Source organism: Pseudoalteromonas sp. N1230-9 (genome assembly GCF_032716425.1).
GTDB lineage: Bacteria > Pseudomonadota > Gammaproteobacteria > Enterobacterales > Alteromonadaceae > Pseudoalteromonas.
Genome location: NZ_CP090419.1, coordinates 2,605,218 through 2,619,998 on the forward strand (window position 1 = coordinate 2,605,218; position 14,781 = coordinate 2,619,998).

The following is a 14,781-nucleotide window of genomic DNA, read 5'->3' on the forward strand; positions in this document are numbered from 1 at the left end:
ACTACCAGTCTAAATCAACACCTTCAGATAGGTGCAAATCATCTTCTAGTTCTGCTAATTCTGCATCTGAATCAAGTTTTTTACCACCTTTTGTAAACACATGTAGTTCAGACTTAACTGATTCAGGACGTTTAATTTTTTCGCTGATTTGAAGTGCCACATTATCTCTTGAGCGACCCATTTTCGCCCTAAAGGTTGGCAGTTCTTCAATAAACACTGTGATATGCTCTGGCATTTCAACCGGTATAATATCGCCGGCTTTGAGCTCCATTATTTGTTCAAGTGATAAATCGACTTCAAGCAGTTGGGTCGATAAATCAACTTCAACATCCATTATTTCATCACGTAATGCTTTACTCCAACGTAAATCTGTATCTTCAGTATCAGATTGTACACCGGCATCAAGTAGCTCACGAATAGGCTCAAGCATTGAGTAAGGCAGTGCAATATGAAAATCACCGCCACCACCGTCTAGCTCAATATGAAATGAGCTAATTACCACAACCTCTGTTGGACTCACGATGTTTGCCATTGCGGGGTTAACTTCAGAGTCTAGGTATTCAAATGACACGTCCATGACAGGTGCCCATGCTTCTTTATAATCTTCGAAGATTATTTTAAGTAGCATTTGTACGATACGACGTTCAGTAGGGGTAAATTCGCGGCCCTCTATTTTGGCATGATAGCGCCCGTCCCCACCAAAAAAGTTATCTACCAAAATAAACACTAAGCGTGCTTCCATGGTAATTAACCCTGTCCCCTTGAGAGGACGAAAACGTACCATATTCAAACTTGTCGGTACAAACAAAGTATGGATGTATTCGCCAAACTTGATCATTTGCACGCCGTTGATAGACACTTCGGCGGTACGGCGCATCATGTTAAATAAGCTGATCCGCATATGCCTTGCAAAGCGCTCGTTGACGATTTCCAAGGTCGGCATACGACCACGGACAATACGATCTTGTGATGAAAAGTCATACTGAAGCGTACTACTGTCCGAATCACCACTTTCGCCAATATCTTCCTCTTCGACTTCATCGACACCATGTAATAGCGCATCAATTTCGTCTTGGGATAATAAATCGCTCACGCTGACCCCTTATTGCATCACAAAGCCGGTAAACAATACCCGCTCAATCACTTTACTGCCCTCAACATCGTTTAATGCAGATTGAACTTTTTCAAGTGCAGCTACTCGCACTGTTTCTTTTCCTTCGCTAGTACCCAACTCGTCGGCGGTTGTGGTAGAAAGTACACTTAATAAAGTGCTTTCAATTAAAGGAATGTGCTTTTTGGCTGTTTCTTCATTGACTTCGCCGCGCACTAAAAGCTGCACTTTTATTTGCACTATACGATCTCGACTAGCACCAGGTACATTGAACACAAATGGACGTGGCATCGCAACATAGAGCGCAGAACCCACTTCTGCAGAGCTTGAAGGTGCTGCAGCATTATTGGCTACGGTTGTTTCATCGGCAAGTGACTCAGCGGGTGCATCATCACCCGAAAATAGAAAATAACCTGCGCCAGCTGCCACCACAATAGCAACGACAGCTATAATGATGATCAACTTTTTTTTACTTTTACCGGTATCTTCTATTTCTAAATTTACATCTTCAGCCATTATCACTTCCTTCACGATTACAGCATATTATTTAAGCAGTACATACTGTAACTAATTTATTTCTTATAATAGCAGGACTTAAGCATAGTAATCTATTGATGATGAAGATTGTTGTCGAGAAGTTTCGACATTTGTTGCAGCAGTGTTAGTCTGACTTTCTTCTTCATGTTGATTACCCGCTAGATTCCCTTGCCCTTGTTCGGGGTCTTGCTGCGCTCCAGATTCACCTTGTTGAATACTACTCTCACCAAGTTCAATGCCTTGCTGCGCCAACATTTCGCGCAGGCGTGGCATTGATTGCTCAAGCGCTTCTTTCGCTTGCTGGTTTTGAACCACAAAGTTAATTTGCGCTTGCTCCGCGTCACTACGGATACGAATGTGCATACTGCCCATTTCCGGTGGGTCGAGACGAATTTCAGCTTCTTTATTATTGATATTTAATAATGCACTGACTCGCTCTTGCAACATTTTAGCAGCGTCGCTTTTTACAATATTTATCGCTTGCATGAAGCCTGGGTCAACACTCACCGTTTTACTGCTCGTCTGTTGTACCGATTGTGTTTGTATATTTTGTAGCTCAAGTGCTTGTTCGTGCTGCTGCGCTGCAAGTTCATAGGCACTTGGTTGTGCTGTCGTTGTCTGTGCTGCTAATTGATTGAATAATTGCACAACGCGTGCTGATGCAGGCTCTCTAGTTGCTTCCTTCACAGCTAAAATCTCAGCTTCACTAAGTGGTTCATCCTCTGCAGTCATATCAACAGATGGTTTAGCTGATGCCAGTTCTGAACGCGAAGTGCTGTCTTTATTTGGCTGCGCCGCCACATAGCTTGTGATGGCCGCGCTCTTATCTGAATGATTTACAGCCTCAGTTAAACGTGCTTGCACTGCGGATAACTTGTTATATTGCTCAGAATCTTCTGGCAATGTTTGTAACTGCTCATTCACTTTATTCAATAAAACTTGTTGCTCACTTTTAGTCAGTGCGCTTATTTGTTTTTCTATTGATTGAGGTAATTTATTGCTCGTATCTTTACTTTCATTTGCAAGAACTTGCTCATTGTTTTGTAAAGCATTATCACTCTTAACAGGGTTGTTACTAGAGTGAGTGTTCAATACTTCACTAAGCAGTGATTTAATCGCTTTAATATCACTGTTTTTGAGTTCGCCGCTTGCTTTTAATTCAGCTACTTGCTGTTCTAACTTAGCTTGTTGTTCTGGTGATAAAGCAAACTCTTTAGCTAATTGACTAACGGCTTGACCATCTCCTTTTTGTAGCTGAGCGAGTATACGGACTGTTTGTTCATCACTAATGCTCGCAGCTTTCGTTGGTTCTGCTGCCACTTTTGACTCACTTTGCATAGCAACTTTTGACTCATCAGTGTTAAGTTGCTTATCTATTTGTGCACTGCTTTGAGCTGCAACTTTATCCACCAGCGCTTCAGCTTTACCCACCACTGGTTCAACTTTATCTTTGGGTGGTAAATTAGCAGCGTTCAATTCGTTATTAACGGCTGTCGCAACCTTTGATTTTTCGATTAAGCTGGCAACAGAAGTCGTGTCTTTTACTGACGCTCCGTCAGGTTTAGTACTTTGTGTATTAGCAGCACTCGCAGGCTGCTCAGCTTCTGCGTTATTGATGACGTTAACGTGGGTACTCATCGCTTGCGATGCATTAATTTGCGATAATAATGTGTTGTCTTCACTTTTTGGCTCATCTTCGCCTGTTTCGGACGGCTTTGAATCATCCACTTGTTTGGCAGGTTCACTTTGACGATCCTTACTGGTGGTTTCATTTGCCGCATCATGGGCTTGTGTAAGCGTTGATAAAAAGCTTACATCTGATGAGTGCTCTGAAGAATCTGTTTCTTTACTTGAAAAACCAGTACCTTGCTCTGTTTTTACTTGCAAATTAATTTCACTGATCGCCATAATTCACCTGAGTATAAAGGGGCAATTTGCCGCCGTAAGTGCCAAAATAAATGCTACTAGCAAGTACAAATGCAAATTATATGCCTAAAAAATTACAGTGTTGGATTTTTCAACTGGCGTTGATAGAATTGATTTGAAGCGAACTCGTCCAGCATCTTTTGCTCACTTTTAGCGACAGCCGCGGCCTGCTTAATTGCCTGTTTTTCGATAAGCTTAGCAACTGCTTTTGCTTTAACTTGCTGTTTTAACCACAGAGTTTTTCGCTGCGCAACAACTTGCTTTGCGGTATTCACGGTGCTTGCCTGTTGACGAATCGCTTCTTCTATTTTGGCAATAAACGAGTGGTACTGACTAAAACCTGCGCTTGATAACCCTGAACGCCCTTTGGTATGCAGTTGCTGTGAATATTCAAGACGAAAGTTATTTAAGCCTTGTAGCTTTTGTTGATTACTTTGCAAGTGTTGCTGTGCTTTTAAGTAATCCATACGCAGCGATTCTTCTTTATCGTTCTCAAGCTTTAGTAATAGATCAAGTTTATTTTTAGCCATTATGCTTGTCCTAACAGTTGTGCTAGACCTTGTAAGCCATCGTCATAGCTGATCACATCTTTCATGCCTTGTTGTAAAAACTGATTCACTGCTGGCATCATATTAATTGCTTGATCAAGCATAGGATCTGTTCCTTTTTGATAAGCACCCAGCGTAATCATATCTTTATTCTGCTGGTACATAGAATAGACTTGTTTAAGCACTCTTGCTTGTTGCATGTGCGGCTCTGAGACAACTTGCGGCATAACCCGTGAAATAGACTTTTCAATATCGATAGCAGGATAATGACCACTATCGGCTAAGTCTCGCGATAACACGATGTGACCGTCCAAAATAGCGCGGGCAGAATCGGCAATAGGGTCTTGCATGTCATCCCCCTCGCTCAGCACAGTAAAAAATGCAGTAATAGAACCTTGGCCTTCACCACCGTTACCAGCACGCTCAACTAACGCGGGTAATTTTGCAAACACGGAAGGCGGATAACCTTTTGTTGCCGGGGGCTCGCCAACAGCGAGCGCGATTTCACGCTGCGCCATCGCGTAACGAGTCACTGAATCAAGCAGCAGTAACACATTGAGACCTTGATCACGAAAATATTCGGCAATTGTGACGGCACTTTCACAGCCTTTTAAACGCATAAGTGGTGATGCATCAGCGGGTGCAGCAACAACAACGGAACGTTTACGCCCTTCAACACCAAGAATTTCTTCAATAAATTCTTTTACCTCACGGCCACGCTCTCCCACTAAGCCAACTACGATGACATCGGCTTCTGAGCCTCTGGTCATCATACCAAGTAACACTGACTTACCCACACCTGAGCCTGCAAATAAGCCCATACGCTGACCTTGTCCAACAGTGATAACGGAATTGATCGCCCGCACCCCAACATCCATTGGCTGGCTAATTGGACGTCTAGCAAGGGGGTTAATCGCGTTTTGTGCAAACTTCAGATAGTGCTCCGCCTTAATTGCACCTAAACCGTCAAGTGGACGACCAAGACCATCAATAACACGACCGAGTAGACTCATACCTACAGGCAAACCTGTTTCGTTAACTTGAGGAATAACCCGTGCGCCAGGTAACACGCCGGAAATATGATCATTCGGCATTAAATATAAGGTTTGATCATTAAAACCAACAACCTCAGCATCAACATAACCATTGATCGTTTCAATTTTGCACTGGCTACCAACCGGTGCGCGAAGACCTTTCGCTTCCAGAGTTAAACCAACAACGCGCGTCAAAATGCCTGCGACGGCAGGCTTACTGACTTTTATGTGCTTTTCATAACGCTTTAAACGTTCGCCAAGGGGTGTTTGACTACTCATACTGAGCCTAAAAAGTGGTTAGATACCACTGTTATGCAAAAAGTTTTCCAATGTTTCTTTGACGCGGGTTTTTACGGTCATATCTATTGATGACTGAGGTGTTTTAACTTCACATCCACCGCGTTCAAGGGTCGGTTCTGCCACTAACTGCCAGTGATTATCTGCAACAGTTTGTTCGCCATAACTTTCTGTGACAAGTTTAATATCATCAGGGTGTAAGTGAATACGTACTTTTGTTTGCTCATCACCTAATGCATCTACTGCTTGCTTTAACGCATGTAAAACAACATCTGGCGAGGTTTTAATTTCTTGATAAATCAGTGATTCACTTAACATCACAGCCAGTTGCACAAGCTGTTTTTCAGCGCTTTCATCCACTTGTGATAAAGGATTTGATAGGCTATCAAGTAAGCCACGTAATATCGTGAGTTGCTCTTCGATTATAGGCTTAACTTCTTCTTGGCCTTGGGTTTTACCTAACTCTACACCTTCTTTGTAGCCGGCTTCTTTACCTTCACCTACGCCCTTTTCAAAGCCGTCAATATAGCCTTGCTCATGGCCTTGTTTTAAACCTTCCTCAAACGCATCTTGACGAATTTTTTCTAGCTCAGCCATTGTTAATGCGGGTATTTCTGGCTCTTCAGGCTCTTCCTTTGCGGGTGCTTTTTCTTGCTCTTTACGATATAAATCAGCTAAAGGCGTGCCAAATGCAGTAGAGCGTCCCGCGTACTTGCGAGTATCTTGTTCAACATCAGGAATTGGCCAATTTTCTAAAAGTTCATCAACCGCTTCGCTGGCGTGAACAGGTTTACCTCGGTGAAGTGATGGTTTATCCATGATTTACAGGAACTCCTCTCCACCACCGCCACCAAGCATAATTTCACCTGAATCTGCTAAGCGACGTGCTGTTGACAGAATTTCTTTTTGTGCTGTTTCTACTTCACTAATACGCACAGGCCCCATTGCTTCTAAGTCATCAGCAAGCAGTTCTGCGGCACGTTTTGACATATTACTTAGGATCTTTTCTTTCAGTGCTTCGTCAGTACCTTTGATTGCTTTCATGAGTACATCTTGTTGCACTTCACGAAGAATCGCTTGAATGCCTCTATCTTCTACATCCATTAAGTTTTCGAAGACAAACATTAAGTCTTGGATTTGTTGCGACATTTCTTCGTCATGCTCACGGATTGAATCCATCAACTGACCTTCAACATTCGTATCTAGGTAGTTCATGATATCTGCCGCGGCTTTCAGGCCACCCATTTTCGCTGCTTGCGCACCTGCTTGACCAGCAAACTGTTTCTCCATGATTTCGTTTAATTCTTGGAGTGCCGCAGGTTGAACTTCTTCAAGGTTAGCAATACGCATGGTTAAATCAAGGCGCACTTTTTCTGGGAACTGCGACAATATCTCAGCAGACTGCTCAGGCTCTAAGTAAGATAAAACAATGGTCTGGATCTGCGGGTGCTCATTACGAATAATATTAGCAACCTGTTTAGAATCCATCCATTTTAACGAATCGAGGCCTTTCGCGCCTGAGCCCATTACAATCTGATCGATTAAGCTTGCTGCTTTATCTTCACCTAGGGCTGCGGTTAGTGCTTTCTTAATAAAGTCTTCAGATTGGAAACCAATAGTACTAAAGCTTTGAATTTGTTCAATAAACAAGTTATGCACAGCGCTAATTTTTGCTTGCGATAAATCATCCAGCGCGGCCATTGCCATCCCCACTTTTTGAACCTGTTTTGGCTCTAAGTGTTTTAGGATTTGTGCTGCATCCTCTTCTGATAAACTCAGCAAAAGTATCGCTGCTTTATCTACGCCGTCTAATTTGTCGACATCAAACGCCGCAGGTAATTGTTTTTCTTGATCAGTCATCTTCTGTTAACCACGCTTTCACTACTTGTGAAGACAATTCAGGCTCATTTGCTACCAGTGCTCGCACTGCTTTAAGTAAATCTTCATCGCCATGTAAATCTGGTAGCTGTAGTGTACCATCACTTGAGAATCCTACAGCAGCCGAGTCAAAGTCTTTATTTAGCATATCTAGCGTACTATCACCAATATCTATACCTGAGCTTAGCGCATCTTCATCATATTCTTCCAGTGTATCATCAGGGTAAATTAAGCGTTTCAGCATTGGTTTAACAACAGCAATTATTAGTACAATGATTACCAATGCGCCCAGCGCTAAACGTAGCATTTTCATGAACCACTCTTGTTCCCACAGTGGTATTTCGATTGCTTCTCCTGTGTCTTGGCGAACAAAAGGCACGGTTACAACTTCTAGCGCATCACCACGCTGCATATCAAAGCCAACACCACCTTGTAATAAGCGACGGATATTTGACAATGCCTCAACCGAGCGCGGTACCATTGTTGTTTCACCGTTTTCACCGACTTGAGGCACATAGTCAACGGCAACAGATACACTAATACGACGGATAACCCCTGTTTGCTGACGTTTATGTGAAATCGTTGTATCTAACTCGTAATTACGGGTTGCTTCTTTGTGAGAACGACTTGGGTTAGTTGCTGTACCAGCCCCACCTTGACCCGCTACCTCAGGGATATCAGAGTTAACAGGCGGCTGGTTTGTTAAGGCACCAGGAATACCAACCGCTAAACCACCAATGTTATTTTCTTCAAACGTTGTTTCACTGCGTACGGCAGGTAAATCTGGGTTAAAGCGCTTTTGAGTTTCTTCAACGGCACTAAAGTCCATATTCAAATCTACTTGCGCTGTGTAGTTACCTAACCCCACAACAGGAATAAGGATACTATCGATTTTATTAAGATATTCTTCTTCGCGTTTGCGCTCAATTTCATACTCTTTACGTGAGCGAGCTGCCAGTGAGTTTTGTGAGCCTGAGTTAAGTAAACGGCCATTTTGATCGGTAACTGTAACGCGCTCAGGTGACAGCCCTTGTACAGCTGACGCAATAATATCAACCACTGAGTCAACTTCTTCACCATCGAGTGTGCGGCCACGCTTCAGTGTTAGCACCACCGTAGCAGAAGGTTGTTTTTCACGACGAGCAAACACGTTTTCTTTTGGAATAGCTAAAAGTACTTTGGCGCGAGTTACATTTTTTAGCTCTTCAATGGTGCGCGCAAGCTGCTGCTCACGGCCATGTTTTAAACGTTCGCGTTCAAGGCGTTGGCTTACACCAAAGCCCATATCTTGCATGATGATGTCAGTACCTGAGCTTGGCGCTTGCTCAAGGCCTTCACGAGCCATCAATAGCTTAATATTTTGGTATTCACCTTCTTCAACCGAAATGACATTACCATCTAATTCATAATCAATCTTTTGAGCATCTAAAAAGTCGAGAGTTTGAATAAGCTCTTCCGTTGGCATTTTACCAAGCGGTCGCATATCAGGCTGACGAGCCCAAATAATGATAAAAATAGCGATTGCCAAACAGATAGCCAGTGCAATAACTAACGTAACCTGACGAAGTACATCTACACCGTTCAGGGCACTTAAGTATCCAGACTTTTGCTCTTGTTGTTCCTCAGTATCAGGTGAATCGACTCCACCACCTGCTAAGGCTAGATCAGTTGATTGATTAGATTGCGCCACAATAATTCTCCACTACCTAGTTAAACAGGCATGTTCATAATGTCTTTATATGCTTCAACAAGTTTGTTTCTTACTTGTACCGTCGCCTCAAAAGCCACTGAAGACTTTTGCGAAGCTATCATCACTTCTGCCAAGGAAACACTGCGATCTCCCATCTCTAATGCGGTGACTTTTTGCTTAGCGTCTTGTTGTAGGCCATTAACGTTATCAAGCGCATTACTAAGTAAATCACCAAACTGTGCTGATGAAGTCGGCTGAGCTTGTGTTGGTAAGTTATTAACTGACTGGCTACGGCCCGCTTCTAGAGCCATAGATTGCATTTCTTGAAATAATGCGCTGTTTTGAATTTTCATAATACTCTCTGACGATGCAGTTCACTTATCAAGTAAAATGCACAAAGCGTGCCATAAATAAAAACCAATAAAAACAAGCGTTTATTGGTATATTTATTGTTGTCAGAGTTTTGACAGCAAACAAGCTCACGATAATGTGAGCTTGTTTGTGTAAGAAGAAATATGGATTAGGCTGGTAATGCGATCCCAAGATCACGCATTTGCGCCAACTTATACCTAAGTGTACGAGGACTAATTCCTAAAGTCTCTGCAACCTCTTTGCGTTTACCTTGGCATTTGGCTAGCGTCTCTAAAATAATACGATGCTCTTTATCTTTGAGTTCGTCTTTATAATTACCTTGCTCGTTCACTTGAGGAATACTCGCAAGCTGAGGCTCTACAGGCTGCTCTTGATAAATCGGGGCATTATGTGATGGAGCTGGCTGAGTTAACTCTGAACTTGTTGATAACAACTCTTCGATGAAAATATCACTCTCATGAATACTGTTGCCATCACATAAAATGAGTGCCCGTTGAATAACATTATCAAGCTCGCGAACGTTACCAGGCCATGTATGCGCTAAAAGCTTTTGCTTTGCGCCTTCAGTAATCAGTGCAATTGGCTCTTTGCTTTTCAAGCAGTGTCGTTCAATCAAATGCTCAGCAAGAATAATAATGTCACCTGGGCGCTCAGCAAGTGGCCGCCACATTAGGGGGAATACATTTAAACGATAGTATAAATCTTCTCTAAATAGATTGTTACTAACAGCGTCTTTTAGGTCACGGTTGCTGGTTGCCAAAACACGAACATCAAGTTCAATCGTTTTACGGCTACCCAGTCGCTCCACTTCACGCTCTTGTAATACACGCAGTAATTTTGCTTGAAGCCCTAAGTCCATCTCAGTGATTTCATCAAGTAAAATGGTGCCACCTTGCGCCTGTTCAAATTTACCTGGGCAAGCTTGAATAGCGCCTGTAAAAGCACCTTTTTCGTAACCAAATAATGTTGCCTCAAGCATGTTTTCGGGGATGGCTGCGCAGTTAATTGCAACAAAAGGCGCATCAGCACGGCTTGATTTATCATGAATATAACGCGCTAAGACTTCTTTACCTGACCCACTTGGGCCAAGCACCATAACACTGGCGTCAGAGCGAGCCACTTTACTGGCCAGCTCAAGTAGCTTTATGCTTGATGGATCTGCGACAATGGGACCTTCGGTCTCTTTTTCTTTCTCTGGTAAATAACGACTGACCATATTAAGAAGCACTTCTGGCGCAAACGGCTTGGCCATATAGTCAATAGCACCAAGGCGCATTGCTTCAACCGCATCATCAATGGTGGCATACGCTGTCATCATCAAAACGGGCAACTCTGGGTAGTTCAGTTTAATGCTGCGCAATAGGTCGAGACCACTCATGGTTCCCATTTGCACATCACTGACTACCAATGCATAGGTATTTTGTTTTAACAAGACCATTGCCTGTTCGGCACTGTCAGCAGCAATACAATCAATACCAGACATTTCTAGTGTATCAATCAGCGCTTCTCGTAGGCCTGCGTCATCTTCAACGACTAAAATAGGATGGGTACTCATTTTGCCTCCGCTAACATAGGTTCTGCACTAATAGGCAAGATCAAACTAAAACAAGCACCACCATGTGCATTGTTATAAACTTCAACCCGCCCTTGATGGGCATTGGCGACTGAACTAACAACAGCCAGTCCAAGCCCTGTACCTTGGCTTTTAGTGGTAAAAAACGGTTCAAATAATTTATCTGCTAAACTAGTATCAATACCTGGGCCATTGTCGCTGACACTTATGCGCACGCAATTTTCATCTTTGTCATCTCGCTTAGCACTCAGCTCAACACGTGCCTGACTGCCAATTATTTGAATACTGTTATGAATAAGGTTTTGAACGGCACTTGCCAGTGCTGTTTTATTACCGACTATTTCAATATCTGGCTCAGGTAAACTAACAACAAGCTCGCTGTGGTTTTGGGCAACCATTGCATCGGCACCCACTTTAACTTCGCTTAAAAGCTGTTGCATCGAGACACTTTCAACAACTTGCTGCTCACCACTTTTGGCAAATAAAAGCATGTCATTCACTTGGGTTTCTAAATCTTTTAAACGCGACATTAACTTAGTATGGAAGTTACCTCGCGATGCTTCTGGTAATCGCTTCGAGCCTAAGTTTGCAGCATACAACATAGCTGCAGAAAGCGGCGTCCTGACTTGATGAGCAAGAGAAGCAACCATTTTGCCAAGGGCACTTAAACGCTGCATATGCGCTACACGTTTTTGCAACCTGCGCGTTTCGGTCAAATCTGTCATTAGGATGAGTTGCCCAGGCTCAGGAGCTAGCGCTGTAATATCGAGCTTAATTAAACGACCATCTTTTAGTGACACCTCATGGCCATCATCTTGCTTAGGACGAAACGAGCGTTGAATAACGCTAAACCACTTTTCACCTTCTAATGGCTCACCCAGCATGTCTATTGCAATTTGATTTGCTTTTGCAATCATGCCGCGTCCATCTAGCACCACCACACCTGCAGGCATAGTATCAACCAAATGACTAAGCCAACTTGCCTGCTGGCGAAGCTCACTTAATTCCCCCACATACTCTTCTTGCTGTAAACATGGGTTATATTGATTAGCTGTGATAAATTGTGGTTTTAGTACATTTGCCAAGGCCATAATTAACTACTCAAAAATCGTGTCTGACAGTGTAAATGCACAAACTATACCAAATTTATTATTGTTTAATTTCAATAAATTAAAGGTTAATTTAACAACGACAAAAAAATGACAACTGCGAGGGAACGATGCAAAAAGAACACCTTTGTCGCTGCCCATGGCTCGACACCAATAAAGAAGATTATGTGGCCTACCATGATGAAGAATGGGGTGTGCCATTATATGATGATCACCGCTTATTTGAGTTTATAACCTTAGAGTCAGCACAAGCGGGACTGAGTTGGTATACCATACTTAAAAAGCGTGATGGCTATCGCAGTGCCTTCAAAAACTTTGTTGTCGAAGAGGTTGCCAGAATGACCGAAGACGACGTCGAACGGTTAATGCAGTTTGAAGGCATTATTCGTAATCGCGCTAAAATCGCTGCCACTATCAATAACGCGCAACGCTTTATTGAGATTCAAAAAGAGTTTGGCAGTTTCTCAAACTATCAATGGCAGTTTGTAGGTGGTAAACCACTGGTGAATAACCTTGAAAAGCGAGAAGATTACCCTGCTATAACAGAAGCCTCGACCGCTTTTGCTAAAGATCTAAAAAAGCGCGGCTTTAAATTTTTAGGGCCAACAACTGTTTATGCACATATGCAGGCCTGTGGCATGGTTAACGACCACAGTAATGATTGTTTTAGAAAAGCTGAAATAATTGCACAGTATTGACTGCACGATTATACCAATTCGCTTAATTAAGTAGTCTATTTTGAGGCAAGGAAACCTTGTTGTTAACAAGGCAAAAATTTCGTTATTTAGTTGTTCTCGTCAATTGCTCCTGCATTGCTCTACCTCCTGCATCCATGCAGTCGTAAATGAGAAATTTTTAACGCAGGTAGCGACAGGTTTAATCCCTCTAAATGATTAAGTATTATTGCGGATTGGTATTTGTACTAGTTTGAAGCGAGTAAAAAAGTAGGTCATCCATTATGGCGTGTTGCTAATATGACCTACACATTTTTTTGGGTAATAATGAAAAGCTAAAGCAGGTTAATCTCGCGACAGATTATACTTTTTCATTTTTTCGACTAAGGTTGTACGGCGTACACCTAAAATTTCAGCGGCACGTGCCACCACATAGTCATAACGCTCAAGGGCTTGGCTAATCAGGCTTATCTCTAAATCCGCTAAATACTCTTTTAGCTCAATACCTTCTTCAGGTAATAAACCTGAATCAGCTGACGCGGTTGAAAGTTCAGGCTCTTCATCCTCGTAGTCGCTAAAACCACTGCTGAAAATATCGTTAAAGGCATCTCGCTCCATCAACTCTTCAGGGTATTCAGGTTCATAGGCATCGACTTCAATATAGCGGTATTTACTTGGTAAGTCTGGTACATCAACGACCTTATCAGGGAACATGATCACCATACGCTCAACGAGATTCGCCAGCTCACGAATATTGCCAGGCCACGCATGCTCTTTTAAACTTTGAATCGCGCGCTCAGTGAACTTGGCTGTAGTGCCACTTTGCTCGTTTACACGGCGCATTAACTCTTTTAATAACAGTGGAATATCGTCTGCGCGTTCACTTAGTGATGGGTTTTCAATCGGGAATACATTTAAGCGATAAAAAAGATCTTCACGAAAATCCCCTTTTTCGATCATATCCTCAAGGTTTCTGTGGGTTGCAGCAATGATGCGCACATCAGCCTGAATAGGCTTAGTACCGCCTACCCGCTCATAGCTTCTCTCTTGTAAAACACGTAGTAACTTCACCTGCATTTGCAATGGCATGTCACCTATTTCATCTAAAAAGAGCGTGCCGCCTTGTGCTAATTCGAAGCGACCTTTACGTGCAGAAATCGCACCTGTAAAAGCGCCTTTTTCATGACCAAATAACTCACTTTCAAGTAACTCCCCAGGAATTGCTCCGCAGTTTACTGGAACAAATGGTCCTGTGTTACGCTTTGACAATAAGTGAACATTACGGGCGACAACTTCTTTACCAGTGCCAGATTCACCTAAAATGAGTACATTGGCATCTGTTTTTGCGACTTGTTCAATTAAAAAGCGAACGTCTTTGACTGCATCAGTTTCACCCACTAAACCATCAAATGATTTATGCGATTTAGACTGTTTATGCTCGCCTGGCAACATACGTTGGTATTGCTGACAATCATGCAAAAGCTGGGTAGTTACATCATGGTTAAAGGGTTCACAAATTAACCCCACCACGTTAGCAATACTCAATAACGGCTTGAGTGTTTCACCTATCAGTAAGAATGGGATAGCAGGAAACTGCTTTATAACGGTTTCATGACTTAGTTGCTGTAAAGCCCCAAGAATGACCATACACTCTTGCTGTTGGTGCTTTTCACAAAATGTTTGAAGTGTTGACTCATCAACCAATTGAACAGCTTCACCTATAAAGGTAAGTGCTGCATGTAAACCTATCGCACGATTATTATTATTGTCTAAAATTAAGATCATTATTGGCGAACCACAGTTACCACTCGGTTAGTTAATTTTTAAATTGTAAGCGAGTTTGAACGGGATGCAAGCGCAAAGCGGCAATTTATTGACATCAACGCCAAAAAATAGTCACTTAGTAGAAAAAGCAATACTAAACTACTAACTTAACTCAATAGAGAAGTTTTTACTTTGGTGCAGCTACGCACATTTGTATAATTCATCTAGACTAAGATAAAGAAAAAGTTAATTCTGCCGATACTATCTA

General features: G+C 42.5%; 13 protein-coding genes. 1 reads left to right on the top strand and 12 read right to left on the bottom strand.

Features of this window, described 5'->3' with window-relative positions; genetic code table 11:
- Position 1: 1 nt before the first annotated feature.
- The 11 genes from fliM to LY624_RS12225 form a co-directional block, all read right to left on the bottom strand.
- The gene (gene fliM, locus LY624_RS12175; RefSeq protein WP_062569731.1) at positions 2 to 1,093 is read right to left on the bottom strand and encodes a flagellar motor switch protein FliM; all 1,092 of its coding nucleotides are present in this window, start codon (positions 1,091 to 1,093) and stop codon (positions 2 to 4) included.
- 9 nt (positions 1,094 to 1,102) lie between these two features.
- Entirely contained in the window at positions 1,103 to 1,627 is a 525-nt protein-coding gene (gene fliL, locus LY624_RS12180; RefSeq protein WP_062569730.1) for a flagellar basal body-associated protein FliL, read from the bottom strand.
- A 78-nt stretch (positions 1,628 to 1,705) separates the two neighbouring features.
- On the bottom strand, positions 1,706 to 3,556 hold the full coding sequence (locus LY624_RS12185) for a flagellar hook-length control protein FliK (protein WP_341803079.1): 1,851 nt from the start codon (positions 3,554 to 3,556) through the stop codon (positions 1,706 to 1,708).
- Positions 3,557 to 3,648: 92 nt separating this feature from the next.
- On the bottom strand, positions 3,649 to 4,104 hold the full coding sequence (gene fliJ / locus LY624_RS12190; RefSeq protein ID WP_062569728.1) for a flagellar export protein FliJ: 456 nt from the start codon (positions 4,102 to 4,104) through the stop codon (positions 3,649 to 3,651).
- Positions 4,104 to 5,435 carry a flagellar protein export ATPase FliI gene (gene fliI / locus LY624_RS12195; RefSeq protein WP_062569727.1) on the bottom strand — a complete coding sequence of 444 codons (1,332 nt, stop codon included), beginning with the start codon at positions 5,433 to 5,435 and terminating at the stop codon, positions 4,104 to 4,106. The genes fliJ and fliI overlap by 1 nt, the downstream gene beginning before the upstream one ends.
- Before the next feature lie 18 nt (positions 5,436 to 5,453).
- The gene (gene fliH, locus LY624_RS12200) at positions 5,454 to 6,272 is read right to left on the bottom strand and encodes a flagellar assembly protein FliH (protein ID WP_341803080.1); all 819 of its coding nucleotides are present in this window, start codon (positions 6,270 to 6,272) and stop codon (positions 5,454 to 5,456) included.
- Between the two features lie 3 nt (positions 6,273 to 6,275).
- Complete coding sequence (fliG, locus tag LY624_RS12205; protein WP_062569725.1) at positions 6,276 to 7,313, bottom strand: flagellar motor switch protein FliG; 1,038 nt, start codon at positions 7,311 to 7,313, stop codon at positions 6,276 to 6,278.
- Positions 7,306 to 9,021, bottom strand: a complete 1,716-nt coding sequence (gene fliF / locus LY624_RS12210; protein ID WP_130150473.1) for a flagellar basal-body MS-ring/collar protein FliF — start codon at positions 9,019 to 9,021, stop codon at positions 7,306 to 7,308. The genes fliG and fliF overlap by 8 nt, the downstream gene beginning before the upstream one ends.
- 20 nt (positions 9,022 to 9,041) lie before the next feature.
- On the bottom strand, positions 9,042 to 9,374 hold the full coding sequence (fliE, locus tag LY624_RS12215; RefSeq protein ID WP_062569723.1) for a flagellar hook-basal body complex protein FliE: 333 nt from the start codon (positions 9,372 to 9,374) through the stop codon (positions 9,042 to 9,044).
- A gap of 167 nt (positions 9,375 to 9,541) precedes the next feature.
- Complete coding sequence (locus tag LY624_RS12220; RefSeq protein ID WP_341803081.1) at positions 9,542 to 10,948, bottom strand: sigma-54-dependent transcriptional regulator; 1,407 nt, start codon at positions 10,946 to 10,948, stop codon at positions 9,542 to 9,544.
- Positions 10,945 to 12,057, bottom strand: a complete 1,113-nt coding sequence (locus tag LY624_RS12225; protein WP_237118132.1) for a sensor histidine kinase — start codon at positions 12,055 to 12,057, stop codon at positions 10,945 to 10,947. The genes LY624_RS12220 and LY624_RS12225 overlap by 4 nt, the downstream gene beginning before the upstream one ends.
- Positions 12,058 to 12,185: 128 nt before the next feature.
- Between LY624_RS12225 and LY624_RS12230 the strand changes: the two genes are divergently transcribed.
- Positions 12,186 to 12,773 carry a DNA-3-methyladenine glycosylase I gene (locus tag LY624_RS12230; RefSeq protein WP_341803082.1) on the top strand — a complete coding sequence of 196 codons (588 nt, stop codon included), beginning with the start codon at positions 12,186 to 12,188 and terminating at the stop codon, positions 12,771 to 12,773.
- A gap of 321 nt (positions 12,774 to 13,094) precedes the next feature.
- On the opposite strand, the gene LY624_RS12235 is transcribed toward LY624_RS12230, so the two are convergent.
- Positions 13,095 to 14,534: a sigma-54 dependent transcriptional regulator gene (locus LY624_RS12235; protein ID WP_341803083.1), complete on the bottom strand. Its 1,440-nt coding sequence runs from the start codon at positions 14,532 to 14,534 to the stop codon at positions 13,095 to 13,097.
- Positions 14,535 to 14,781 lie beyond the last annotated feature (247 nt).

What these genes read in the sequence shown, in the direction of transcription:
- fliJ (WP_062569728.1), bottom strand. Translation starts at nt 4,104, where the DNA reads ATGGCTAAAAATAAACTTGATCTATTACTAAAGCTTGAGAACGATAAA.
- LY624_RS12235 (WP_341803083.1), bottom strand. Translation starts at nt 14,534, where the DNA reads ATGATCTTAATTTTAGACAATAATAATAATCGTGCGATAGGTTTACAT.
- LY624_RS12185 (WP_341803079.1), bottom strand. Translation starts at nt 3,556, where the DNA reads ATGGCGATCAGTGAAATTAATTTGCAAGTAAAAACAGAGCAAGGTACT.
- LY624_RS12220 (WP_341803081.1), bottom strand. Translation starts at nt 10,948, where the DNA reads ATGAGTACCCATCCTATTTTAGTCGTTGAAGATGACGCAGGCCTACGA.
- LY624_RS12230 (WP_341803082.1), top strand. Translation starts at nt 12,186, where the DNA reads ATGCAAAAAGAACACCTTTGTCGCTGCCCATGGCTCGACACCAATAAA.
- fliE (WP_062569723.1), bottom strand. Translation starts at nt 9,374, where the DNA reads ATGAAAATTCAAAACAGCGCATTATTTCAAGAAATGCAATCTATGGCT.
- LY624_RS12225 (WP_237118132.1), bottom strand. Translation starts at nt 12,057, where the DNA reads ATGGCCTTGGCAAATGTACTAAAACCACAATTTATCACAGCTAATCAA.
- fliG (WP_062569725.1), bottom strand. Translation starts at nt 7,313, where the DNA reads ATGACTGATCAAGAAAAACAATTACCTGCGGCGTTTGATGTCGACAAA.
- fliI (WP_062569727.1), bottom strand. Translation starts at nt 5,435, where the DNA reads ATGAGTAGTCAAACACCCCTTGGCGAACGTTTAAAGCGTTATGAAAAG.
- fliL (WP_062569730.1), bottom strand. Translation starts at nt 1,627, where the DNA reads ATGGCTGAAGATGTAAATTTAGAAATAGAAGATACCGGTAAAAGTAAA.
- fliH (WP_341803080.1), bottom strand. Translation starts at nt 6,272, where the DNA reads ATGGATAAACCATCACTTCACCGAGGTAAACCTGTTCACGCCAGCGAA.